The 24,721-nt window shown below is 53.5% G+C and carries 21 protein-coding genes and 1 pseudogene; 6 read left to right on the forward strand and 16 right to left on the reverse strand.

The genetic code is table 11. The features are described 5' to 3' along the window. Positions 1-762: 762 nt before the first annotated feature. The 3 genes from I8J30_RS26735 to I8J30_RS26745 all read right to left on the reverse strand — a co-directional run bounded on the left by I8J30_RS26735 (position 763) and on the right by I8J30_RS26745 (position 4,408). Positions 763-2,442, reverse strand: a complete 1,680-nt coding sequence (locus I8J30_RS26735) for a ribulokinase (RefSeq protein WP_210663376.1) — start codon at positions 2,440-2,442, stop codon at positions 763-765. 70 nt (positions 2,443-2,512) lie between these two features. Then, positions 2,513-3,208: an L-ribulose-5-phosphate 4-epimerase gene (gene araD / locus I8J30_RS26740; RefSeq protein WP_276316186.1), complete on the reverse strand. Its 696-nt coding sequence runs from the start codon at positions 3,206-3,208 to the stop codon at positions 2,513-2,515. 75 nt (positions 3,209-3,283) lie between these two features. Then, a complete protein-coding gene (locus I8J30_RS26745; RefSeq protein ID WP_210663378.1) occupies positions 3,284-4,408 on the reverse strand; it encodes a GntR family transcriptional regulator in 1,125 nt (374 codons plus the stop codon). 204 nt (positions 4,409-4,612) lie between these two features. Here I8J30_RS26745 and I8J30_RS26750 point away from each other — a divergent pair, with 204 nt between their 5' ends. Further along, positions 4,613-4,999, forward strand: coding sequence for a DUF6220 domain-containing protein (locus tag I8J30_RS26750; RefSeq protein ID WP_210663379.1), 387 nt, complete (start codon positions 4,613-4,615; stop codon positions 4,997-4,999). A gap of 52 nt (positions 5,000-5,051) precedes the next feature. On the opposite strand, the gene I8J30_RS26755 is transcribed toward I8J30_RS26750, so the two are convergent. The 4 genes from I8J30_RS26755 to I8J30_RS26770 form a co-directional block, all read right to left on the reverse strand. Next, positions 5,052-6,233: a GAF domain-containing sensor histidine kinase gene (locus tag I8J30_RS26755; protein WP_210663381.1), complete on the reverse strand. Its 1,182-nt coding sequence runs from the start codon at positions 6,231-6,233 to the stop codon at positions 5,052-5,054. A gap of 279 nt (positions 6,234-6,512) precedes the next feature. Further along, entirely contained in the window at positions 6,513-9,356 is a 2,844-nt protein-coding gene (locus I8J30_RS26760; RefSeq protein WP_210663383.1) for a response regulator, read from the reverse strand. 211 nt (positions 9,357-9,567) lie between these two features. Next, the gene (locus tag I8J30_RS26765) at positions 9,568-10,395 is read right to left on the reverse strand and encodes a hypothetical protein (RefSeq protein WP_210663385.1); all 828 of its coding nucleotides are present in this window, start codon (positions 10,393-10,395) and stop codon (positions 9,568-9,570) included. An 84-nt stretch (positions 10,396-10,479) separates the two neighbouring features. After that, on the reverse strand, positions 10,480-11,109 hold the full coding sequence (locus I8J30_RS26770) for an NAD(P)-dependent oxidoreductase (protein WP_210663387.1): 630 nt from the start codon (positions 11,107-11,109) through the stop codon (positions 10,480-10,482). A gap of 137 nt (positions 11,110-11,246) precedes the next feature. Here I8J30_RS26770 and trxB point away from each other — a divergent pair, with 137 nt between their 5' ends. Both trxB and I8J30_RS26780 read left to right on the forward strand, forming a co-directional pair. Further along, positions 11,247-12,209: a thioredoxin-disulfide reductase gene (gene trxB, locus I8J30_RS26775; protein WP_210663388.1), complete on the forward strand. Its 963-nt coding sequence runs from the start codon at positions 11,247-11,249 to the stop codon at positions 12,207-12,209. Between the two features lie 40 nt (positions 12,210-12,249). Next, the gene (locus I8J30_RS26780) at positions 12,250-12,708 is read left to right on the forward strand and encodes a Dps family protein (protein WP_210663390.1); all 459 of its coding nucleotides are present in this window, start codon (positions 12,250-12,252) and stop codon (positions 12,706-12,708) included. A gap of 121 nt (positions 12,709-12,829) precedes the next feature. Here I8J30_RS26780 and I8J30_RS26785 read toward each other — a convergent pair whose 3' ends face one another. Both I8J30_RS26785 and pyk read right to left on the reverse strand, forming a co-directional pair. Continuing rightward, positions 12,830-14,779, reverse strand: a complete 1,950-nt coding sequence (locus I8J30_RS26785; protein ID WP_210663392.1) for an ABC-F family ATP-binding cassette domain-containing protein — start codon at positions 14,777-14,779, stop codon at positions 12,830-12,832. Positions 14,780-14,929: 150 nt separating this feature from the next. Beyond that, a pseudogene (pyk, locus tag I8J30_RS26790) lies at positions 14,930-15,934 on the reverse strand (pyruvate kinase); the annotation flags it as partial. A gap of 129 nt (positions 15,935-16,063) precedes the next feature. Between pyk and I8J30_RS26795 the strand changes: the two are divergent. Together I8J30_RS26795 and I8J30_RS26800 are read left to right on the forward strand one after the other, a co-directional pair. Then, complete coding sequence (locus I8J30_RS26795) at positions 16,064-16,852, forward strand: AraC family transcriptional regulator (protein ID WP_210663396.1); 789 nt, start codon at positions 16,064-16,066, stop codon at positions 16,850-16,852. Between the two features lie 162 nt (positions 16,853-17,014). Next, positions 17,015-17,206 carry a hypothetical protein gene (locus I8J30_RS26800; protein WP_210663398.1) on the forward strand — a complete coding sequence of 64 codons (192 nt, stop codon included), beginning with the start codon at positions 17,015-17,017 and terminating at the stop codon, positions 17,204-17,206. A gap of 133 nt (positions 17,207-17,339) precedes the next feature. On the opposite strand, the gene I8J30_RS26805 is transcribed toward I8J30_RS26800, so the two are convergent. Further along, the gene (locus I8J30_RS26805; protein ID WP_177246065.1) at positions 17,340-17,996 is read right to left on the reverse strand and encodes an SOS response-associated peptidase; all 657 of its coding nucleotides are present in this window, start codon (positions 17,994-17,996) and stop codon (positions 17,340-17,342) included. 123 nt (positions 17,997-18,119) lie between these two features. Between I8J30_RS26805 and I8J30_RS26810 the strand changes: the two genes are divergently transcribed. Further along, positions 18,120-19,046 carry an AraC family transcriptional regulator gene (locus I8J30_RS26810; protein ID WP_210663400.1) on the forward strand — a complete coding sequence of 309 codons (927 nt, stop codon included), beginning with the start codon at positions 18,120-18,122 and terminating at the stop codon, positions 19,044-19,046. Positions 19,047-19,124: 78 nt separating this feature from the next. Here I8J30_RS26810 and map read toward each other — a convergent pair whose 3' ends face one another. From map to I8J30_RS26840, 6 genes are all read right to left on the reverse strand, one after another. Further along, the gene (map, locus tag I8J30_RS26815; RefSeq protein ID WP_210663402.1) at positions 19,125-19,868 is read right to left on the reverse strand and encodes a type I methionyl aminopeptidase; all 744 of its coding nucleotides are present in this window, start codon (positions 19,866-19,868) and stop codon (positions 19,125-19,127) included. A gap of 119 nt (positions 19,869-19,987) precedes the next feature. Beyond that, positions 19,988-20,176, reverse strand: coding sequence for a hypothetical protein (locus I8J30_RS26820; protein WP_090978737.1), 189 nt, complete (start codon positions 20,174-20,176; stop codon positions 19,988-19,990). A gap of 255 nt (positions 20,177-20,431) precedes the next feature. Continuing rightward, entirely contained in the window at positions 20,432-20,650 is a 219-nt protein-coding gene (locus I8J30_RS26825) for a hypothetical protein (protein ID WP_091224153.1), read from the reverse strand. 111 nt (positions 20,651-20,761) lie between these two features. Beyond that, a complete protein-coding gene (locus I8J30_RS26830; protein ID WP_210663404.1) occupies positions 20,762-21,205 on the reverse strand; it encodes a PaaI family thioesterase in 444 nt (147 codons plus the stop codon). Then, a complete protein-coding gene (locus tag I8J30_RS26835) occupies positions 21,162-22,898 on the reverse strand; it encodes a long-chain-fatty-acid--CoA ligase (protein ID WP_210663406.1) in 1,737 nt (578 codons plus the stop codon). The genes I8J30_RS26830 and I8J30_RS26835 overlap by 44 nt, the downstream gene beginning before the upstream one ends. A 16-nt stretch (positions 22,899-22,914) precedes the next feature. Continuing rightward, on the reverse strand, positions 22,915-24,714 hold the full coding sequence (locus I8J30_RS26840) for an acyl-CoA dehydrogenase family protein (protein ID WP_210663408.1): 1,800 nt from the start codon (positions 24,712-24,714) through the stop codon (positions 22,915-22,917). Between the last annotated feature and the right edge of the window lie 7 nt (positions 24,715-24,721).

The following is a 24,721-nucleotide window of genomic DNA, read 5'->3' on the forward strand; positions in this document are numbered from 1 at the left end:
TAGCTTCTTTTCGGAGCAGTTTCGACGGTGAGAGGCTCATTTTGAGACGCTCACTTCCACCACCTGTGACAAGCAGGTTACTTGATACGCTGAGAGTTCCATTTTCGCACTCCCAGCTTCTTTTCGGCGCGGTTTCGACGGTGAGAGGCTCATTTTGAGACGCTCACTTCCACCACCTGCGACAAGCAAGTTACTTGATACGCTGAGAGTCCATTTTCGAACTCTCAGCTTCTTTTCGGCGTGATTTCGACGGTGAGAGGCTCATTTTGAGACGCTCACTTCCACCACCTGCGACAAGCAGGTTACTTGGTACCTGAGAGTCCATTTTCTCGAACTCTTAGCTTCTTTTCGGAGCAGTTTCGACGGTGAGAGGCTCATTTGAGACGCTCACTTCCACCACCTGCGACAAGCAGGTTACTTGGTACCTGAGAGTCCATTTTCGAACTCTTAGCTTCTTTTCGGAGCAGTTTCGACGGTGAGAGGCTCATTTTGAGACGCTCACTTCCACCAACTGCGACAAGCAGGTTACTTGGAACGCCGAGAGTTCCATTTTCGCACTCTCAGCTTCTTTCGGCGCGGTTTCGACGGTGAGAGGCTCATTCTGAGACGCTCACATCCACCGACGGCGGCAAGCAGGTTACTTGGAACGCTGAGAGCGCTGTTTCCCCACTCTCAGCTTCTTTCCCAGGGTGAGCCTCGCGGACAAACAAAAGGCGTGGAGAAGGAGCCAATTGGCTGCCTCTCCACGCTCCAATAAATGTATTAGTGCGTGCTGCTCGCTTCTTCCTTGATCGCTTTCAAGCGCTTCATGACGTCGTTTGCGCCGCGGCCGTAGTAATCGTGAAGCAGGTTGTACTCGGCATACAGCTTCTCGTAGACCGCAACGTTTGCCGGGATTGGCTTGAACGTTTCTTCGCGAACGCGGGCCATAGCTGCCGCTGCGTCGACGACGCTGTCGTAGCCGCCTTTGTCCGCTCCGGCTGCGACTGCGCCGAACATGGCTGCGCCGAGCGCAGGCGTTTGCTTCGAGGCCGCGATTTTGATCTCGCGGTTGGTCACGTCTGCGTAGATTTGCATCAGCAGACGGTTCTTCTGCGGCAACCCGCCGCAGGCGTAGAGCTCGTGCACTTCCACGCCGTTGCTGTGGAATGCGTCGATGATTTTGCGCGTGCCGAATGCGGTTGCTTCCAGCAAGGCGCGGTAAATTTCCTGCGGCTTCGTAAGCAGCGTCAGCCCGACCAGCATGCCGGTCAAGTTCGTGTCGACGAGCACGGACCGGTTGCCGTTCCACCAGTCGAGCGCAAGCACGCCGGATTCGCCGACGTTCAGCGCGGCCGCAGCCTTCTCCAGCCATTCGTGGACGCTGATTCCTTCGACTTTGGCCGCCTCAACGACATACGCAGGAACTGCCTCATCCACATACCAAGCAAAAATATCGCCAACCGCCGATTGCCCCGCCTCATAGCCAAAATACCCCGGAATGATGCCGTCTTCCACCACGCCGCACATCCCTTCCACTTGCTTCTCTTCCGATCCAAGGAGCATGTGGCAGATCGAAGTACCCATCGCCATAACCAGCTTGCCCGGCGTTACCACGCCAACCGCCGGAACGGCCGCATGGGCATCGACGTTGCCGACTGCAATGGCCGTGCCTGCAGCAAGCCCCATTCGCGCAGCCATCTCGGCCGTAAGCTCGCCGGCCTTCGTGCCGAGCGGAAGAACATCGCCGCGCAGCTTCGTTTCCGCCAAATCCTCGAGCCGCTCGTCAAGCGCTTTCAAGAAAGCGCGATTCGGATAACCGTCTTGCTTATGCCAAACCGCTTTATAGCCGGCCGTGCAGCTGTTGCGTACAATGTTGCCCGTCATTTGACCAACGACCCAGTCGGTCGCCTCAACGAATTTATCCGCGGTTTCATAGATATCCGGCGCTTCATTCAAGATCTGCCATACTTTCGCGAGCATCCACTCCGAGGAGATTTTGCCGCCGTAGCGAGGCAGGAACGCTTCTCCGCGTGCCGCTGCGATTTCATTAATGCGGTTCGCCTCATCCTGCGCCGCATGGTGTTTCCACAGCTTCACCCAGCTATGCGGGTTCTCCTTGTAAGCCGGATCGAAGCACAGCGGCTGACCCGCTTCATTAATCGGCAGCATCGTGCAAGCCGTGAAATCGATGCCAAGCCCGATAATAGCGGCAGGATCAATGCCCGATGCACGCACGACTGCAGGCACGGATTGCTCCAGTACCTCAATATAATCGGCTGGGTGCTGAAGCGCCCAATCATGCTCCAATTTCAAGCCGGTTTCAGGCAAACGCTCATCAATGACATTATGGCGATAAGGGGTGACATGCTCGGCAATCTCGGCTCCATCGGACAAGCGAACAAGCACCGCGCGACCGGACTCCGTACCATAGTCAACGCCAATTGCATATTTAAGATTCATTATTAGGCCTCCTATAATAATGTACATTTCGGCTTGCAACGCTGACTGACTACGCTATACTCCCCGACTTCTACTTCTGCCCGTAATATGCGTTCTTGCCATGCTTCCGCAAGTAATGTCGATCAAGCAGGTGCTGATCCATCGGCTGCACCTGCGGGTTCAGCTGGAAGGTATGCAGCGCCATCTTGGCCGCTTCCTCGACGACAACGGCGTTATGAACCGCATTATGAGCGTCCTTTCCCCAGCAGAATGGCGCATGGCTGTACACGAGCGCAGCCGGTACTTGCAGCGGATCGATGCCGCGTTTCACGAAGGTCTCTATGATGACATTGCCCGTCTCCAGCTCGTACGCTCCACTAATTTCAGCTTCCGTCATCGGACGCGTACAAGGAATTTCGCCGTAAAAATAATCCGCATGCGTCGTGCCCAATGCCGGAATCGCGCGTCCCGCTTGTGCCCAGCTTGTAGCCCACGGCGAATGGGTATGCACAATGCCGCCAATCCCTTCAAACGCCTTGTATAGCGCCACGTGCGTCGGCGTATCCGAAGATGGACGAAGGCTGCCTTCCACCACATTGCCATCTAAATCCACCAGAACAATTTGCTCAGCACGCAGTTCCTCATAAGGCACTCCGCTAGGTTTAATGGCAACCAATCCGCTTTCGCGGTCAATGCCGCTTACATTTCCCCATGTGAACGTCACAAGCCCATAACGAGGCAGCTCCATATTCGCTTCCCATACCGCTTGTTTCAATGCTTCCAACATACGCCCGCTACTCCCCTCGCCAGGTCAATTGTAAGCTCATTATAACTTGTACGTACAAGTGTGTCACGACTTAATTTAGGACAGCACCGAAGCAGGGCCGGTAGATTCACGAACGATCAGCTTCGGTTCATAGATGACATCGGCGATACGTTCCTGTCCGCTGCGGCGCTCGATCATAGCCATCAGCAGAGCTACGGCATCCTCGCCCATCTTCGTCTTGGGATGCTCGAACGTGGTAAGCTTCACTTCCGTTGCCGTCGCAAGCGTCGCATCATCGAAACCGACCATGGATAGATCGCCGGGAACACTTAGCCCGCTTCTGCGAATGACATCCAGCAGCCGTACGGCCAGCTCGTCGTTATAGCACACAATTGCCGTGGGACGTTCAGCCGGGTCACGAAGCAGCAGTTCAGCAAGCATAGCTGCAGGCTTAATTAACTTCTCTTCGGTCGTATAACGGATAATAGATTCAGGCTGCAGAGTAAGCTTTCGCACCCTCAATCCGCGCATAAAGCCCCGCATCCGGTGCACGCCTTGAAAGTCATCCGTCTTAAAGAATCCCGCGATCCGCTGATGCCCGAGCTTCACAAGATGCTCCACCGCGCGGAAGCCTCCCAGCTCATCGTCCACCTTCAAGCAGACCGCATCCAGATCGCTGTATCGTTCATTCAGCATGATATAAGGGATGTTCCGTGCCTCCAGCGCGAGAAAATAATCCAAATTCGGATTGCCCTCCGCACTCTTGGTCGGCTCAATGATCAGTCCGCCAAGCTGCTGCTGGAGCAGCATGGACTCCAGGTTCTCCCGCTCCCGCGACTTCTCGTTCTCTGTGCTGGAGAGCAGCAATCGAGCTCCATGCTTCCGCAACTCGGATTCCACGCCGCGCACGATCGTCGGGAATATATAATCCGAAATATGCGTCGTCATCATCCCAATCGTCAGCTTCTGCTGAGGCTCCGCACGAGACTGACCCCTCTCCGCGTCCGACACAAAGGTGCCTTTGCCTTGAGCCCGGTACAGCCAGCCCTCGGCTTCCAAGTCGCCAAGCGCTTGCCGAACGGTCTGCCGGCTGAAGCCGAAGCGCGCTGCGATTTCATTTTCTGATGGAAGCTTATCATGGGGCTTGAACTGAGCCATCGCGATCCATGAGACAATTTCCTCTTTGAGCTGTATGTATTTGGGTGGAAGCTGTTCCTTCATGGCCAAGCACCTCTATTTTCTGTTGTTTCCGCCAACTTGTATGGATGTAGTATAGCATGCACTCAACTTGTACGTACATACAAGAAGGATAAGGGCCGTTTCCGGCTCCATTCGCATAAAAAACTAGACCTCCGTGCAATTTACAAACACGATCGGACAGCTGTAAGATGATAGCAGCACGGCCATTTTGAGAGGAGGGTTTGCATGCCCGAAGGCAACCGTTATTTGCGCCTGACGATCTTTTTGCTTGCGGTATTATTTGCAGCTTGTATTGTCATTCAAGTGTACATAGCCGGAATGGCTACGTTTATCGATGGCACGCATTGGTCCGACCACAAAAATTTCGTCCATATTATTGAACCGGTGCCGCTCGCGATATTCGTTCTGTCCTTCTTCGGCCGCGTGCGCGGAGCCGTTCGCTGGATTGGATTGGCCATGCTCGTACTCGTTATGGCCCAGTACGCGACCGCTCATTTGAGTGACAAGCTCCCCTACTTCTCTGCTACGCATCCCGTCATCGCCTTAATTCTGCTATGGTTGTCCGTTTATACGGTGAAGCGCTCTTATCTGATTTGGCGCCGTACGATATAGAATAACAAAACCCGCATACGCCGTTAACCAGCGGTACATGCGGGTTTCTTTATTAAGCGTCTCGAATAGCAGGCAAACTGATCTTGACGACGGTTCCGCGCTTCAGCTCACTCTTAATATCAATCTCACCGTGATGTTCATGAATGATTTTGTAGCTGGCCATTAACCCAAGTCCGATGCCTTGTTCATTCGTTCCGTAGAAGGGCTGCCCCAAATATCGGATTCGTTCAGGGGCAATGCCGCGTCCCGCATCCTCTACCCGAATGATGACACGGTCGCCGGTATCCATGCAAATCACTTTCACCACGCCGCCATCCGGCATGGCATCAATCCCATTTTTCACGACGTTCATAATGGCTCGTTTGAGCAGCTGCTCATCGCAATACAGGTAAGCATTCATCGACGCTTCGTTTTCCACCTCTATGGAAACTCCGTTCTGCAACGCTTCTGCCGCCAGCGTGGATTGAACCTGCCTGATGATACTAAGCGGTTCGCGTTTTACAAACTGCACGGAAGGATATGGCCTCGACAGCAAAATAAATTCTTTGGTGAGCGCCTCAATCTGGTTCAGCTCTTCCGTCATAATCTCGATATAGGATCGAAACTCAGAGCTTGTACCCATCAACTGCAGAAACCCTTTCACCGCGGTAAGCGGATTTCGAATTTCATGCGCCAATCCAGCCGCCAGCTGCTGAGAGACATGCAGTTTGTTATAGTGATGACTGAGTTCCTCTATGCGCAGCTGATCAGCAACCCGCTTAAGCTCCAGCTCGTCCATAACGACTTGGGCCAGTGTTTCAAGTATACCGATTTCCTCGTCCGTGATATGTCGCGGCTTGTAATCCAGCACGCAAAGAACGCCTAAATGCTGCCTATCGCGGCCCGTTAACGGAACTCCCGCATAGAAACGTATGCCGCTCTGTCCTCGGATACAAGTCTCCGTGCCCTCACAAGATTCCAGACCTACATCCATCACGAAATAGGGCTTATTGTAATAGACAGCTTCACTGCATAGACCGGAATTCATCTCTATCTCACGCAGATCGGTGCCGTAACTCGATTTCACCCAAATCCGATTTTCGTCAACGAATGTAATCATGCATAGCGGAATGCCAAGCAGCTGCGCCGCCAAACTCGTAATTCTATCAAAAGCATCTACCGGCGTGCTGCCCTGGATCGGATAGGTTCGTAAAGCATTTACTCCTGCATATTCGTTCTCGGATGAATTGGGCATAGATGCCTGCCTTTCAAAGTTGTAATTTTCCCATTTTTTTCATGAATGCATCATGGGTATTAGCCATTATTTTACCAAATTAACTAAGGATTGCATATTCCGCGTTATGCCGATTGTGTAATTTTTTTTTACATTATTGTGCAAAACTCACATGCCACATTGCGGATGGCTATATAGAGCCTTCAACAAGCAGAGGAGCTGTTCGGCAACCTGCCGCTCAGCTCCCCTTGGAAAGATCAGTTCAAGACGATCACGCTTGGATCCTTCGTCTCGTAATGTTTACTCGTTAGCTGCTTTGCGGCCATAGGTCCTAATGATCGCTTGATGTTTCTCATCCGCTTGCTGCATGAGGAGATTGAATTCCTCCCGGTCTCCTCGCAGCAGCGCCATCTGGCTTTTCTCCATCACGACCGCTAACGAGTTGGCCCCGATATCAAAGGCCACCCCTTTGAGCGTATGGACTAGCCGCTTCGCTTTGTTCAGATCCCCTTCGTGAACGGCTTGAAGAATCTGCGCAATCGCTTCCGAGTGATTGGTTATAAATAATGCGAGTATCCGATTATAGAGTGCCGAATTTCCGCCAAGCCTCGTGATAACACCTTCCGAGTCCAGCTTGTCACCAGCTTCCTTCTCCTTGTTCTGACAGAAACGCAGCAGCACATTATAGAGATCCACAGGGTCAAACGGCTTCGTGAGATACCCGTTCATGCCAATCGACAGCACCTGATCCTCTACGCCTTTCATCACATCGGCGGTCATCGCAATAATCGGAACCTCATCTCCGAATTCCTGCGCTCTTTCTTGTGCTCTGATCGCTTTGGTCGCCTCATAACCGTCCATGACCGGCATTTGCAAATCCATCAGAATGGCGTCGTAAACCTTGAGCCCCGCGAGTTTGACCGCCTCTTCCCCATTGCTTGCCACGTCCACATGACGGACCGCCTCGCGCAGCAGCTCTTTGGCAACCAATTGGTTAATTTCGTTATCCTCCACCAGCAAGATTACAGCATCCTTCAGATCTGTAGGCTGGATCGGCTTCATCCCGCCATCCGGCAGATTATAGACGCCATCGCGGTGAAGCAGCTCACCCAGCTCGTTATACAATTGAGACTGGCTGATCGGATACAGCAGCGCCTTCGAGATGTAAGGCAGCTGGCCCGCTGCTTCATATTCCGCTTCATGATAGGCGCTAATGAACAGGACAGATGGGCTTTTCCCATCGAAATCGCGGATAATCTCCTCAGCAAGCTTAGTCGCGCATAACCCACTCAGCTTCCAATCAATCAGAATAAGATCATAGGCATTGCCAGCCAGCAGCAGCTTCCTTGTCTCATCGGCATCCGAGCTGGTTTGGACCTTGAATTCCAGCTGCTCGAGCTGATTCTCAAGCACGGAACGCATCTCGTTATCCTCGCACACAAACAATAAACGAGGTTTCTTCTTACCGTAAACCTTTCCGTCCTCGCTTGGTTTGCCTGATGGCAAGGCCGATTGAAATGGCAGCGTGACGGTGAATAGGCTGCCTGCACCGAGTTTACTTTCAACCGCGATACTTCCGCCCATCGTTTCGGTCAGCTTCTTGCTAATGACTAAGCCGAGGCCGGTGCCCCCGAATTTGCGCGTGGTCGTCATGTCCGCCTGCGTAAATTCCAGGAACAAATTGCTGACTTGCTCCTCGCTCATGCCAATGCCGGTATCGCGAATGCCAAAGGACAGCGTAGTCGTCCGCTCCTCTTGGGCAACCAGGTTTACGGCAATGGACAGCTCGCCTTTAGGCGTGAATTTGACCGCGTTATTCGTAATATTCAGCAGTACCTGCTGCAAGCGGAACGGATCGCCCGTCAGCATCTGAGGAACATCGTGATGGATGTCAAAATGGAACCTCAGACCGGTTTCGTTCGCTTTGTAGCTAATGAGATTCGAAATATTGCGGAGCACCTCATAGAGGTCAAACCGCGTCGATTCCAGGACGATCTTATTGGCCTCGATTTTGGACAGATCAAGCACATCATTGACCAAATTCAGCAGGCTCTTGGCTGCCGTAATGGACTTATCCACGTATTCCAGCTGCTTCGGATTCAAATTGGATTGCTGAAGAATATAATTGAGACCGATAATCGCGTTAATCGGCGTGCGGATTTCGTGACTCATATGAGCCAGAAACTGACTCTTCGCTTTATTCGATTCATCTGCCGCTTTACGTTTCATGATATCGCTCGTATCCACGGCACTGCCAATTACGTCAACAACTGCACCTTGATTCTTAATGGGATGCAGCGTCACGAGAATATTGATATCCATCATCGTGGTTTCGTAGGTTATCTTCTCTCCTTGCCACGCCTTCTCATATTGAACTTTAAGAAACGCCGCAAAATCCTTCGGAAATATCCGTACGTCGTCGATGGATTTCCCAATAAAGTCATTCGGCTTCCCTCCTACTCGTTTCAAGAGCTGGCCGTCAATCAAGCTGTAAACAAACAGACCGTTCTTCTTTCGAAAACGAAACGTAAAACCGGGCTGCATGCGAAGTAAGTAACTCATATCACGTTCGGTTTGAATCATCTTGGTTTTGTAACGATGATTGCGGATGAGATAATAAAGGAAGCAGGCGATCAGCTGGGAGTAAATAAGTTGAATGAGGATGTAGAGCAGGATTGTGTCGAATTTCATCTGACCTGCCAAACATAAGGCTCCATAGTAATAGATTAGCAGAAACAGAGCTCCGACAGGCCACTTGAGCCAATACGATCGGATTCGGAAGAACAGATAACCTGTAGCATAGGCTGCCGTTATCCCAATAGCCGCTTGTACCCAATTCATAGAACCGTCTTTAATAAATCTGCCTATGTATACGACGATCAGCTCTGCAAGCGCCCCTGCCGGACCCCCGAAGAAAGCAGCCAGCATCAGCGCGATTCCCCGCAAGTTCAAAGGCACTTCCGCACCTTGAATCTGTATGCCGAAGAACATCAGAATGACACCCAATAAACCGAATATGCCACCTATGTATACACGTTTAACAAACGTCGGTTTAGCCTGATTCTCCTCTCGGATAAAGAACGGGGAGACAAAAAAAAGATACACGCTGAGTATCGCAAAATTTAGGATTAAATCTTTAGGCACACCGTCACCGTCCAAGGGCTTTTTATACTAATTTACAACATTAATCGACATTTCAATAGCCCTCGGACATAAATAAATGTGAATATTGAAGTAGGTATTTCCTCCTTGATTCGCAGGCGATAAATCTGACATGAGTTGGAAAGTTTTACCCTGTTCGGTTGGCAATATTACACAGTAATGGGGTGGTTTCGCGCGGTGAGCGTTGATATTCTCACATTCGCACCTGCAGGGTATAGCTTACCGTAATCGGCCTGCCTTCTCTGGCGAATTGCCCCCACACTTTATAGATTCCGGGAGCAGGGAAGGTCGCATGAAATGCAGGCGCCGAATCTGCGCCTTTCGCATCGATAGGGTGCACATGAATGTACTGCTCCGAATCTCCGCTAATAATGACGACATGTCCGGCAGCTCCCAAATAAGGTTCGAGATCGGTAGCAGGCTTCTTCGTCTTGGCATCCGCAATATGGAACGTCAAGTTCGTCTCTTCACCTGCCGCCAAGCGGTCATAGGTTAACGTAACGATCTCTTGCCCGGTAGATTTCGTGAGTGTTGTGTCCGGTATGAGCGGCTTCGACTCCGCTTTACCGCTTAACAGGATGGCTTGTCTCGATACGACAGAGCCGCCTCCCTCCGGCTGAAACTCCGCGAATAAACGGTACTCGCCCCCGAAAGGAAACGTTGTATCGATCGTGAACACGCCCTCTCCGTCATAGTCCGGATGGATATGGTTGAAATACGACAAATCTTTGCTCACCACAATGAGATGAAGCAGCTTCTCATGCATAACCGCGAACTCCGTCACGAGCTTCCCATCCGGGCCATGAGCCATAAATTGTATCCGCGTGTTCGACTTCGGAGTCGGCAGCTCGGGATTTAATCGCCACATGCCTTGAATCTCGGAGCTCCCCATCTCATGGCGCTCATGCTCGTGATTTCCGCTGACGGGGGCGGAGTCTCCCTTTATGCTCGCCGCTCTGGAGCAAGCGCTTAAACTAAGTACGAGTACTGCCAAGCCAACTATTGCCGCGTTTCGTTTCAAGCTTTCCACCTCTTCGAGAAATCATCCTATCCCCCTCTATATTCCACAAAATGGCGTCATCCATACTCTCCCGGTAACGCAAGCTCAGTAGGACAAGGCTACAGACTGATTCACGTAAGTCGCATCCTTGAGCGTCCTCAGCAGAAAATGTGCCACGTCGGCACGGGAAATTCGCCCTTTTCCACTCGGCACCCCATGTCTGGCCTCCAGGTATTCGCCTCGCAGCCGTCCATTCATAAGCTGCAGCGGTCGAGCAATTGTCCATTGCAATCCGCTGGCTTCGAGCGCATCAGCAGCTCGGCGATGATCGGCCAGCACCTGCCTCAGAAGCAGCTGCGCCAAGAATCCGGTCAGCCCCGGAATCTCGCGGTATATGCCTGCAGAAGCGACGTAACCAATCCGCTCCACGCGATGCTGCTGCATGCCCGCGATGAGATTGGCGGTCATTTCGGATATCGTTTTTCCGCGGCTGAACCCTCTTGTACCGAGACAAGAAACAACGCTATCCTGGCCTTCAATGGCACGGCTTACAGCAGCAGGATCCAGCGCATTGCCTTGCACAATATGAAGCTCGCCATTCCCTTTGCTTGGCAAGTCGATTTGCAGCTTCTGCGGCGAACGAACGAAAGCGGTTACGGATTTCCCCTGCTCCAGCGCCTGCCTGACTACCTCTTGCCCCGTCCTCCCGCTTGCTCCAAAGACGATGATCTTCATCGTACTTCCACCTCCCGTCCGCTGCATTTTTCTATTGACTTTCGACCTTATTTATAATAATTTTAATTTAGTACTTATTATCATCTAGATTCAAGTTCAATCCCGTTGGGTTATAGAGGGGAAAGGAGCAATCATTCATGGAAGATATCGTTATCGTAGGCACAGGGCCAGCCGGATTAACTGCAGCCATTTATCTCGCTCGTGCCGGTTACAGTCCGCTTGTACTCGAGGGACCGCAGCCGGGCGGCCAATTGACCACTACTACAGAGGTGGAGAACTTCCCGGGATTTCCAGGTGGCATACTGGGCTCCGAACTCATGTCGAATATGCGCAGTCAAGCGGAGCGCTTCGGCGCGCGTTTTGAGACAGGCTGGGTGCAGCATGCTGACCTGTCTGAACGTCCGTTTAAGCTGTCTTTGGACGGCGGCCGTGAATTGATTGCAGGTGCCATGATTATTTCGACAGGTGCTTCGGCAAAATATATGGGTATCCCTGGTGAACGTGACAATATTGGGCGAGGTGTGAGCACCTGTGCAACTTGTGACGGCTTCTTCTTCCGAGGCAAGAAGATCATTGTCGTTGGCGGCGGCGACTCCGCAATGGAGGAAGCCGGCTTCCTGACCAGGTTTGGCACTGAGGTTCGTCTCGTGCATCGCCGGGAAGAGCTTCGCGCATCCAAGATTATGCAGGACCGGGCACGCGCCAATGACAAAATAAAATGGAGCCTCGGCGTCACTCCGATCGAAGTCGAAGCAGGTGAGCACAGCGTGAAGGGACTTCGTGTCCGCGATAACGCCACCGGCGAAGAAACGCTCCTTGAAGCAGATGGTGTATTCGTAGCCATCGGCCATACGCCGAATACCGCTTTCCTAGGCGGACAAGTAACGACGGATGAGCTTGGTTACGTCGTTGTCACGCCGGGCACCTCGAGGACGAATATCGAAGGCGTCTATGCCTGCGGCGACGTGCAAGATCACCGTTACCGTCAAGCGATTACTGCGGCAGGAAGCGGCTGTATGGCTGCACTGGATTGCGAGCATGATCTGGAAGCATGGAACAGGGCGGCAGGGCTTGCGACAGACACAGCGGTCAATGTGTAAAGTGTAATTCCTATATCCTATTATGAAGGAGCTGTTCAAGATGACGACTAAACTACAAACGAAACTCCAAGGCACTCTAAACAAACAAATCGCAACGTGGAGCGTATTGTACATCAAGCTTCATAACTACCATTGGTATGTGAAGGGCAACCAATTCTTCACCCTGCACGTGAAGTTCCAGGAGCTGTACGAAGAAGCCACGCTGCACGTGGATGAAATCGCGGAACGCTTGCTCGCGATTGGCGGCGAACCGATTGCGACTATGGCAGAGTACCTCAAGCAATCCAGCGTGAAAGAAGCAACGGGCAGCGAGTCCGCCGTAGAAATGGTCGACTCCATCGTAGCCGATTTCACCTTGGTCGCTTCCGAGCTTAAGGAAGGTATGGAAGAAGCGCAGTCCGCCGGCGACGAGACGACCGGAGACATGCTGCTTGCGATCCACAGCGGACTAGAGAAGCACATTTGGATGCTTAAAGCGTTTAACGGGAAACAAGTTTAAGTCGGCGATCCGGCTGGAGCAACTACCATCGCGCATCATCTGCGCGGGGTTTATTTATACAAAAGACACCTTTTGCAGCCGGGAGCTTCCCGCTGCAAAAGGTGTCTTTTTCGCATCTCATCTATTTCTTCTTATTCGCCGCAATTTGCTCGGCCAGCTCGTTCAAGTAAGCCCAGCGGTCCATCAGCTGCTCAAGCTTCGTTTCTAGCTCCTGCTGTTCCTTCAGCAGATCTTGCAGGGTAGCCGAGTCGCTGCTCGATACTTCCATCTTCGTTTGAACGGCCGCAAGCGCAGCTTCGGCCTTCTCGATATCCGAATCGATGGATTCAAATTCCTTCTGCTCTTTGTAGGTCATCTTAGTCGGAAGAGCAGGGTCGTTGCCGGTCGCAGCCGGCGGAACCGAGGCAGCTTCCGTCTTGCGCTCCGCAGCTGTTGCACCGCCTGTGCCTGCGTTCGTTCCGGAACGACTGCCGTACTGAGCCGCATACTGCTGGTAATCCGAGAAGTTGCCCACATGCTGCTCGATCATGCCATCGCCCTCGAAGGCGAAGATGCGCTCGGATGTCCGATCCAGGAAATAACGGTCATGGGATACGGTGAACACGACACCGGGGAAGTCGTCCAGGTAATCCTCCAGCACCGTTAGCGTCGTAATGTCCAAATCATTCGTCGGCTCATCGAGCAGCAGCACGTTCGGCGCTTCCATCAGCACGCGCAGCAGCTGCAATCTGCGCTTCTCTCCGCCGGAGAGCTTCGCGATTGGCGTCCATTGCTGCGCCGGCGGGAACAAGAACCGCTCCAGCATTTGTCCCGCGGTTATGTTCGTTCCGTCGCCGGTCGTGATGCGCTCCGCGCTCTCGCGGATATAATCGATGACGCGCAGCGACTCGTCCATCTCTTCGCGCTCCTGCGAGAAGACGCCGAGCTTCACCGTCGGGCCAAGCCGAACCTCGCCTGCATCCGGCTCCAGCTTGCCGGAGATCAGCTTCAGCAGCGTCGACTTGCCTAAACCGTTACGGCCGACGATGCCTACGCGATCCTCCGGTACCGCAATATAGCTGAAATCGCGGATGACTGTCCGTCCCTCGAAAGCTTTGGTCAGCCCTTCAAGCTCGATTATCTTCTTACCAAGCCTCGTGGAAGCTACGGAAACCTCAAGCTTCCCGTTCGCCTTCTCCGGAGCTGCAGCATTCAGCGCTTCAAACCGCTGAATACGCGCCTGCTGCTTGGTCGTCCGAGCCTTAGCGCCTTTTCGCATCCAAGCAAGCTCATTGCGAAGCAAGTTCTTGCGCTTCGCTTCCGACGACGCCTCGCGTTCCTCGCGGTCCAGCTTCAATTCAATAAACTTGCTGTAATTCGCCGTATAGAAATAGGCTTTCCCTTTGTCGAGCTCCAGCGTCCGGTTGCTGACGCGGTCCAGAAAGTACCGATCATGCGTAATCATCAGCAGCGCGCCTTTGCGTTTCTGCAGCATACCCTCCAGCCATGCGACGGACTCGTTGTCGATATGGTTGGTAGGCTCATCGAGCAGCAGCACATCGGCCGGCTGAATCAATGCCGCAGCCATCGCGACACGCTTGCGCTGGCCGCCGGAGAGCGTCCCCAGCTTGGCGCCATAGCTTGCGATGCCGAGCTTCGAGAGCGCGATCTTCGCTTCGCTCTCGATGCCCCAGGCATCCAGCTCCGCCATCCGCTGATTGGCGCGCACCAGTCGCTCTTGCAGCCCTGCGTCGCCCGGCAGCAGCTCCAGTGCTTGCAGCGCTTCTTCATAGGCGCGCACCGCAACCATTTGCGGCGAATCGCCGCCGAGCACATGCTCCAGCACGGTCTGCTCGGGGTCAAACTGCGGATCCTGCGAGAGCATTCGCACCGTTACGCCCCCGGCAACAAGAATAGAGCCCGAATCAGGGGGCTCTATTCCTGCAACAACTTGAAGAAACGTCGATTTACCGGTGCCGTTGACGCCGATAATTCCGATTTTGTCGCCCGTTTCCACGCCGAACGACACGTCTTGAAACAATATTTTTTCACCGTAGGTCTTTGAAATATGATCAACCGTTAATACGTGCATCTTATTATTCCCGCCTAACGTTAGTAAATCGCAAAACGCACCGCGCTACGCGTGAATGGTTCGAACATAGCGATAGCCGTTAATCCGTATCTACCCACTTTAAACGATCTGCTAAGCTTCAATCAAATCTTTCTTTGCAAAATCGCTTGCCGCTTGCTCAGCCTTGATCGCGATTGCCGCCATCGTACGGACCGCCTCTAATGGATAGCTCCCTGAAGCCGTCTCGCCGGAGAGCATCACGGCATCCGTGCCGTCCCATACGGCGTTGGCTACGTCGCATGCTTCTGCGCGCGTCGGACGCGGGTTGCTTTGCATCGAATCCAGCATTTGCGTAGCGGTAATAACGAATTTGCCTGCGCGGTTACATGCTGCAATCATGCGTTTCTGTGCCATCGGCACTTCTTCAATCGGAATCTCTACGCCAAGGTCGCCGCGAGCAACCATGATGCCTTCGGACGCTTCCACGATTGCGGCAAGCTCATCCAGACCTTCTTGGTTTTCGATTTTCGAAATAATTTGGATATGGCTTGCGCCCTTCTCTGCAAGCAGACGCTTCACTTCAAGGACATCCTCCGCGCGGCGGACGAACGACATCGCGATCATATCAACGCCCGTTTCGATACCGAAGGCGATGTGCAGCTTGTCTTTCTCCGTTACGCCCGGCAGGCTTGTTTGAATGCCCGGCAAGTTAACGCCTTTACGAGACTTGATGATGCCGCCGTTCAAAATCACGCACACCACTTCGCTGCCCTCAATACGAACCGCTTGCAGCTCGATCAAGCCGTCGTCAATCATAATGCGCGAGCCGACTTTAACATCTTTCGCCAAGTCATACGAAACCGAAATCCGCGTAGCCGTACCGACGATCTGCTCTGTCGTCAAGGTCAGGAACTCACCGCTTCTAAGCATATAAGACGATTCTTGAAGGACCCCTGTCCGAATTTCCGGTCCTTTAATATCAAGCATAATGGAAACAGGTACGTTCAACTTGCTCGCTGCTGCCCGAACCGATAAAATCCGTCCGCGGTGGTCATCCAGCTCGCCATGCGCCAAATTCAATCTTGCTATATTCATGCCCGCTTTCAGCATTTCTTCCAACATGTCAGCCGACATACAAGCAGGTCCCATCGTGCATACAATCGCCGTCTTTTTCATGTCGATCACTCCCAAGTCTAATTTCGTTCCGTTACTTTCATTCTAAAAGAACAATTGCACGATTGCATAGGACTATAGTACAGTGGTTGTAAAATAGTACGATCATTGTCTGAAAGTGAGCGTTGCCCCATGTTTCATATCTTCGATATCCGGCAAGAACGCGGCATTCTGCAGGGGGAGCGCCGCGTCCTCGGCATGGACAGCTATACATTGGTCTGGGTTCGTTTCGGCCAAACGAGCTACGCCTACTCCGGTCAAACGATCAGCTGCCGCAAAAACGAGCTGCTGCTCATTCCCGCCGGCGTTCCCGCTGCGGAGCTGCATGGCGCCGGGAGCATCCGCGAGAGCGTAACGGTGCGCTTCAGCCCGGCTGATATTTCGGCCATGCAGCTGCTGCCTATTCTGGCGAGAAGGACACCGCTGCGCTGGATGACGCATATGCCGGAGCTGCTGCTGGAGAAGCTGCTCTATATCGTGGAGCAATGGAGCGCCCGCGACCGTTACTTCTCCGTCATGTGTTCGGCGCTGCTGACCGAGCTGATCGTGACGATCAGCCGGGAGTATGACGAGGGCGAGAAGGCGCCGTCCTCCATCCAGCACATTGAGCGAATGAAGCGCTACGTCGAAGACAATTACCGCGGCAAAATCACAAAGCTCGAGCTCGGCACCTGCATCAACGTCAGCCCGAACTACGCCGCCTCGTTATTTCGCAAAGTAACCGGCCTCACCATCAGCGAGTACGTGCACCGCAGACGGATGAAGACGGCCCATTACATGCTGCGCCACTCCCAATTAACCGCACAGGATATCTCCGAGCATCTCGGCTACAGCGATCCTTCATATTTCAATCGCATTTTCAAACGCATCATCGGCAAGCTGCCTTCAGATTTAATCGCAGAGCGCACGGCGCGGGAGTGAGTTGGCGGGTTGTGTGCACTCTCTTCCACACATGGGGGCACCATTGGTTAGCTTGAACACTGAGAGTTCGATTTCGGGACTCTCAGCATCATTTTCGGCGATGTTTCGGTGGTGAGAGTTCGGTTTTCGAACTCTTACTTCCACACAAGGAGGCGGGATTAGTTGGTTGGTTCGCTGTGTAAGCGGAATAGCCGCTTACACGGTGCATTTTTGGCGGTTGGACAGACTGTAAGCGGATATGCCGCTTATGGCCTGCAAATGTGTCTGTTCGGAGGCGGGATTGGCTGGTGCGCAAAGGTGTCTATTCGGGGCGGGATTGGGCAGAAGTGGCGACTTGGGACAGATAATAAATAAATAGACGTTTACTAAATAACGCTATTATTTAAGCGAATTTAATTAAGAAACATCTATTTTCTACTTCGGCACCTAAGTTTCTCCCCACAACAAAAAAGGCCGCCAACACAACCTTGGCGGCCTTCCATAAACGTCAACCCATTCCTCTACCCCACTCCGTGCGCGGCGACTCGAAATCGACCATGTCGTCGATGCTCGGCGACAGCGGTATGGCAACCATTCGCAGCGCATCCATCGGGCGAAGCATGGAACGCAATTCGTATGGCGTCCGCAGCCCGCGCTTCAACCAATCGTTGATATCCTCCTGCTCCAGGATCGCCGGCATCAGCGACTGATAAGGAGACACATGCGAGTTGGCTTCGGTCATCAGCATCGTGCAGGTGCGCATCTCTTCGCCGGAAGCCGGACGAAAGACATCGTAGAGTCCTGCAATGGCAAACGTCCCGCTTCGCATCGTAAGCTTCATGCGATGCACTTCCTTGCCAATGGTGCGCGTTACATAGAACCCCGTGCACGGGATAATGCAGCGCTGCTTATTCGCAATGCGCTCATAAATCGGTTTATCAAACAACTCCGAGCTGTCCATCCGCACGGAATCCCGTGCCCAGTAAGGTACCATCCCCCACCTGAACTCATCCAAAACCCTTCCATTCTTCGTCTCAATAATCGCAGAAACCGAATCCGTCGGGTTAACTTCATACCGGTTAGAAATATAGAACAGTACATTGTCGAGCTCGAACCGCTCCGTCAGCTCAGATGCTTGAGCCGTTATCGATATTGACTGACACATGGTAAACACCTCCATCTATTTCGGCTATTATTTCCGGTTTAGCCAAAATCATGTGCGTCCATGGACAGATCCTATATAATATTACTCAACATGACTCAAGCAAAAGGAGGGGACACGCGGCCAATGACGGATAACTCCATTCAAAATTTCTCCAAAGGAGAACGGCTGCTGCCGTACGCCTCCCTATTCCAAACCGATCACGAATCGCAGCAGCTGCCGATCTTCGTCAACCGGGTCCACGAATCGTTCGACCTCGTCATGCACGCGCATGATTTTATCGAAATCTGCATGGTGACTGAAGGGACCGGCTTCCACTATATCGGCGACGACCAAATGCCCGTATCCCGCGGCGACTTGTTCTTCATTCCGGTGGGCATCTCGCATGTCTTTCGTCCCAGCTCCACGGCAAAAGGCCGCTCGCTCATCATGTACAACTGCATCTTCACGACGGGGCAGCTGGACAAGCTATTGCAAGCCGTCTACGCAGACCCGCAAATTTCCGATTTGCTAAGCGAGCTCAATAAAGCGGGACAATGGCTTCATGTTCGGGATCGCAACGAGGAAGGGCAGCAGCTCTTTCATAAACTGCACGACGAATTTACGTCTCGCAAACCCGGGTTTACCGCTAATCTGTGCGCCACAACCATTGAGCTGCTCATCATGGTCTACCGCAGATGGCTGGAGAAATCCCAGCCACAGACGATGCAGCAGCAACAACCAACCCCCTCCGCATCCGCGTCCATGCAGCAAATCGTGGAGCAGATTGACGCCAACTGCACGGCGGAGCTGCATGTCGCCGATATGGCGGCGCAGCTCGGAATCAGCGAGCGGCATTTTCAACGCGGTTTCAAGAAAGCAACAGGCATGACGTTTCTGGACTATGTACAGAGTGCGCGAATCGATCTCAGCTGCAAGCTGCTGCTGCGCACAGATGCCAGGATTAGCGAAATCGCCGTCCAAGTCGGCTACCAGGATATGAAGTTTTTTAACGAGCTGTTCAAGAAGAAAACCGGCGTAACACCGCGCCAATACCGACTCTCGCCCAAGTAACCGCGAGGTGCGGCACCAACCGAAACCGGGGAGCCCGCCGGCTCGATGGACTCCCTATGCACCGCCTCGAACTCTCCGCTAGCTCGTCAGGATAAAAGCTTCCCCATCCGTGATCGCCACCGTATGCTCGTATTGCGCACCGATCGATCCGTCCAAAGTCCGTGCCGTCCAGCCGTCCTGATCAATATTGATGTACGGCTTCCCCGTCACAAAAATCGGCTCGATGGTGATGACCATGCCTGCAGCAAGCTTCTTGCCGGTTCCGGCCTTCCCCTTGTGATGAACCTGCGGTTCCTCATGCATGCTGCGTCCGATTCCATGTCCGATGAACGCATCGACGATGGAATACCCCTCCGACTCCGCCACACGCTGCACCGCATTCCCGATATCGCCTATTCGTTTGCCCGCAGTCGCCTGTGCTATCCCTTGATAGAGCGCATGCTTCGTCGCATTCATCAGCCGCTCCAGCTCAGGACTCACATGGCCAACCGCGTAGGTCCAAGCCGAATCGGCCATCCAGCCATCAAGCTCCGCGACCATATCAATGGTCACGATCTCCCCTTCGCGAAGCGGCACATCCTTCGGAAAACCATGACAAACAACCTCGCCCGCAGAAGCGCAGGTCGCGTACGGGTAGCCTTTGTAGCCCTTCTGAGCGGGGCGCGCCCCATTTTGGCGCATATAGGCCTCGACGAACCGGTCGATTTCAAGCGTGGTGACACCGGGCCGAAGCCGCTTCGCAATCTCGGCATGGCAGCCCGAAACGATCCGGCCCGCTTTGCGAATCAGGAGCAGCTGTTCATCGGTCTTGAACTGAATCATACGGCATCCCTCCATAAGCGTTAGCTGAGGTCCAGGAAGCAGAACACACGGAACACGCGAAATAAAAACAAAAAAACCTTGTCCCTATCGTGCCGGGCAAGGTTAATGGTTCAACTTAATTAGCTTACGGATGATCGAAGTCGTCCCATCTCATGCTCAACGAGCATGGTCAGTTCCTCCTCATACCCGCCCATAATACGATATTTGCGGATATAGTCTCGGACAAACTTTCGTGAATCCTTGGGCTGAAAAATTCTTGTTAGTTCCTTGAGGCTTTCTTTGACTTCATTATGGCTGCGTTTCGCCATGAAATCCCCTCCTAGCATCGGCTTAGTGGTCCTAACAATTACTGCACGAGAACGCGCACGGCGGAACTTGAACCGCGGCTGGTACTCCTCATTGATGTCGAACGATCGGCTTGTATGAAGGTGGGTTAGGAGTTTAGGGAACGACAATGAAATCAAATGCCTTTTTTGAAACAATCGAAATTGTTTCATTTATCAATCAATTATAACATTTTAAACTTAGATATAAAAGCGAACAGATTTAATTTTACAATTCATTCAGATTTTGTCGTCTTCCAAGGTTTCGTGTCTGGTCGCAGCAGACTCTTCGGCGGACTGAATGAGCTCTTCGTTCGGTTGATCGGTTCGGTGAGAGTTTGATGGTGATGCGGCTGACCAGGCACTATTCTTATAGACGCGCAAATAGGCCACTACACCTACGATTGCGACAATGATGCCAAACAAGATAACCACGTTCGTCATCCATGGACTAACCACGTCAATCTCCCCTTTCCCCCAATTTGTTTTCCAGATATGCTAATTATAGGGGAAAGGGATAACGCTTTCAATGTCACGAACAACCCTCTGCGAAAATGTAACATGTTACAATTAAGTTACTCTGCGAAACGTTCCGCTCCCCCATGCAAGCAGCTCTCCACTATTATCGACAATACGCCCCTGCATTGTGAGCGTTCGACGCGATTTATGAATAAGCAGCGCTTCACAGCGTATAGTCCCGATACCCGTGCTCTGCAAATAGTGGACATTCAGCTGCGTCGTCACCGTCTTCTCGCCCGGACACTCCAAGATCACGACAAGCCCCATTGCATTGTCCAGCAACGAGGCCAGCACGCCGCCATGAACGATGCGGGCTAGATTCAGATGCTCCGGACGCACATTCAGCGACACGACCGCCTTCCCCGGTTCCGCATGATCCAGCTCGCAGCCAAGATGTCCCCAGAATGTCGGTTTGGCCGCCTCGGCCAACGCATCAAGCGCAGCTCTTGCATTATGGGGGCGCGCTTGGTCCGATCCCGTTTCCTTCTCGCTCATTCGCTTCCTCCTCCTGCAGCTTGCGCCGCAGCACCTTCCCAATCATCGTCATGGGAAGCTCGGTGCGAAATTCATACAGATGCGGCACCTTAAATACAGCTAACCGATCTCTGCACCACCGATCAAGCTGCATGGATGACAGGCTCACATCTTTGCGCAGCACGATAAACGCCTTCACCGTTTCTCCCCGATAAGGGTCCTTCACGCCAATAACGGCAGCATCACGCACGCCTGGATGCTCGTAGAGCACCTCTTCTACCTCGCGGGGGTAGATATTGAAGCCGCCTGCGATAATGATATCTTTGATCCGATCCACAATGGCGAAGAAGCCGTCGCTGTCCATTTGCGCCAAGTCTCCGGTGCGCAGCCAGCCGTCCTTAAAGGTCGCTGCGGTAGCCTCCGGCCTCCCCCAATAGCCGAGCATCACCTGCGGTCCGCGCACGAGCAGCTCGCCTACTTCTCCCTGCGGAAGCTCTTCGCCCGTCGTCATATCGACGATTTTGGCATCGGTGTTAGGCAATGGCAGGCCGACAGTGCCGATTTTGCGCTTGGTCCAGATCGGATTGACATGCGTCACCGGCGACGCTTCCGTCAGGCCGTAGCCTTCGATAATTTTACCTCCGGTTAACGCCTCGAACTGCGTCTGCACTTCAAGCGGCAATGGCGACGACCCGCTGACGCATACCCGAACAGAAGATAGATCGTATTTTTTTACGTCGGGATGGTTCAACAACGCGATGTACATCGTCGGCGCGCCCGGAAATAGCGTCGGTTTCAGCTTCTTGATCGTCTCCAGCACCACGCCGACCTCGAAGCGAGGAAGCAATATGATCGTACCGCCAATCATCACGGACAAATTCATAATGACCGTCAATCCAAAAACATGGAAGAGCGGCAAAGCGGCAAGAAATCGCTCTTTCCCTTCTTCCATGCGGTAAAACCACGCCACAGACTGCCTGGCGTTCGCGATTAAATTTCGGTTCGTAAGCATGACGCCCTTCGCAATGCCCGTGGTACCCCCGGTGTATTGAATCAGTGCGACATCGGCGGCAGGATCGACAGCCACCTCGGACGGCAGCTTAGGCGCTTTTGACATAAATGAGGTATAACGCATTACTCCGTGCTTGCCATACGCAACTTGCGGATTATTTCCGGAGCGTCTTTGTTTAATCGGGAAGAGCAGGTTTTTGGGAAAAGGGAGCGCGTCTTGGATAGAGGTAACGATTACGGTACGCAGCTGGGGCACGGGGCCATCCTCAGGCGTCTTGCCTCGCACCCGTTCTAAACGGGGGTACAACAAATCCAAGGTTACAATCGCTGCCGCGCCGCTATCCTTGAGCTGATGCTCCAGCTCCCGCTCCACATAGAGCGGGTTCGTCATGACGACAACAGCGCCGGCGAGCATCACACCGAAGTATGCGATCATCGTCTGCGGGCAGTTCGGCAGCATGATCGCGACGCGGTCGCCTCTGCCGATGCCGGCTGCCTGCAGCCCCGCGGCCATCCGCTGGGAAGCGGATAGCAGCTCGCGGTAGGTTGTTTTCTTGCCGTAGAAATGCAGCGCTTCATGGTTAGGGTACTTGGCGGTTGTTTGAAGCAGCATATCGCTTATGCTTATATTCGGAATTTCCACATCAGGCGCAATTTCACCGGGGTAACAGCGAAGCCAGGGCCTCTCTCGCGGTTCTTCCATCTCCAAACGCCTCCCCCTACAACGTGTATTGCTGGCTGCGGATGACGCGCGCGGCAATGCCGCGTTTAAGCGAGATCGTATCGACAAGCGGGGAGCGTGTCAGTTTCTTCATGACGGCCAGCTGGGTTTGGAGCGCATCCCCTTCTTCCAGCGCGGCGAGCGTCGTTTTGGCGTAGCGCTCGATCCGTTCCATCGCCTCTTGAACGAAGACGACTGTCATGTCGATTGCATTTTGCGTGGCTGCAGCTGATGCTGAATCGCCGCGCAGCAGCATTTTGCGCGTACGCAGATTGGCGCTTTCCATTGCGAACACTTGAATCATCATGTCGGCCAAGAGGCAGAGCACTTCCTGCTGCTGCTCAAGCGCAAGCCCATACTTCTGTACCGCCATGCCGCCGACGGCGAGGAAGATTTTCTTGCCCTGCTGGATGCGGAACGTTTCCTTGCTGAGCGGCTCGTCGAACAGAGGAAGCGGCATGGGCTGCAGCAGCTCCGCCTGCAAGGCGCGTGCTTTGCGCAGGAGAGGCAGCTCGCCCTTGAGCGCTTTCTTCATCAAGGTGCCCGGAATGAGCATGCGGTTGATCTCGTTCGTGCCCTCGAAGATGCGGTTTATCCGAGAATCCCGGTAGATGCGCTCCACCTTGTAATCCTTGATATAGCCGTAGCCCCCGTGGATTTGGACGCCTTCGTCCGCGACATAATCGAGCACTTCCGTCGCAAACACCTTATTAATGGAGCATTCCAGCGCATACTCGGAAATGGCTTTTGCCGCGATCATCCCGGCGTCCGCCCCTTCACTCGCCGAACCTTCAACTTCGCTCTCCTTGAGCATTTCGTCGATCCAGCCTGCCGTTCGGTAAACCATGCTCTCCAGCACATACGTAGCGATGTTCATATCCGCGAGCTTCGCGCCGATCAGCGGAAACGACGCGATTGCCCGGCCGAATTGTTTGCGCGTGTTGGCATATTTGACGGCAAGCCCGATCGTTTCCTTCGCACCTCCGACGCATGCCGCCGCCAGCTTGAAGCGCCCGATGTTCAGGATATTAAAGGCGATAAGATGGCCTTTCCCCACTTCGCCCAGCACATTTCCAACCGGAACCGGCGTATCGTCGAAGAAGATCGGGCAGGTCGAGGAGCCTTTAATGCCCATCTTGTGCTCCTCCGGTCCAATGCTGAAGCCCGGCAAGCCGCGCTCCACGATGAAGGCAGTGAAGTGGTCCCCGTTCACCTTCGCGTACACGATGAACAAATCCGCGAAGCCGGAGTTCGTAATATACAATTTCGAGCCATTCAAAATATAGTGCTTCCCGTCCGGCGTCAGCCTCGCCGTCGTGCGCGCACCGAGCGCATCGGAGCCGGAAGCGGGCTCCGTCAGGCAGTAAGCGGCGATCTTCTTGCCCACCGCAAGGTCGGGCAGATACTTCTCCTTCTGCGCCTGCGAACCGAAGAAAACAATCGGCAATGTGCCGATCCCGACATGCGCCCCGACGGAGAGCGCGAAGGACGAGGCTTCCGCCAGCGTCTCCGCGAGCAGCGTCGAGCTTACTTTATCGAGCCCCAGCCCGCCATAAGCTTCCGGCACGTCAGCGCCAAGCAAGCCGAGCTCGCCGGCCTTCTGCATCAACTCCACCGTCAGCTTATAGTCGAGCGCCTCGATTTCGGCATCGCGGGGGCGAACTTCGCCCACCAGAAAAGCGCGCGCCGCATCGGCAATCATCCGCTGCTCCTCGGTAAAATCCTCCGGGGTCACGATTGCGCTCGGCGACATATCCTCCACGACAAATCGGCCGCCCCATCGATTGTTTTGCGCCATCTGACGT

The sequence above is a fragment of the Paenibacillus lignilyticus genome, assembly GCF_017942085.1.
Classification (GTDB): Bacteria; Bacillota; Bacilli; order Paenibacillales; family Paenibacillaceae; genus Paenibacillus_Z; species Paenibacillus_Z lignilyticus.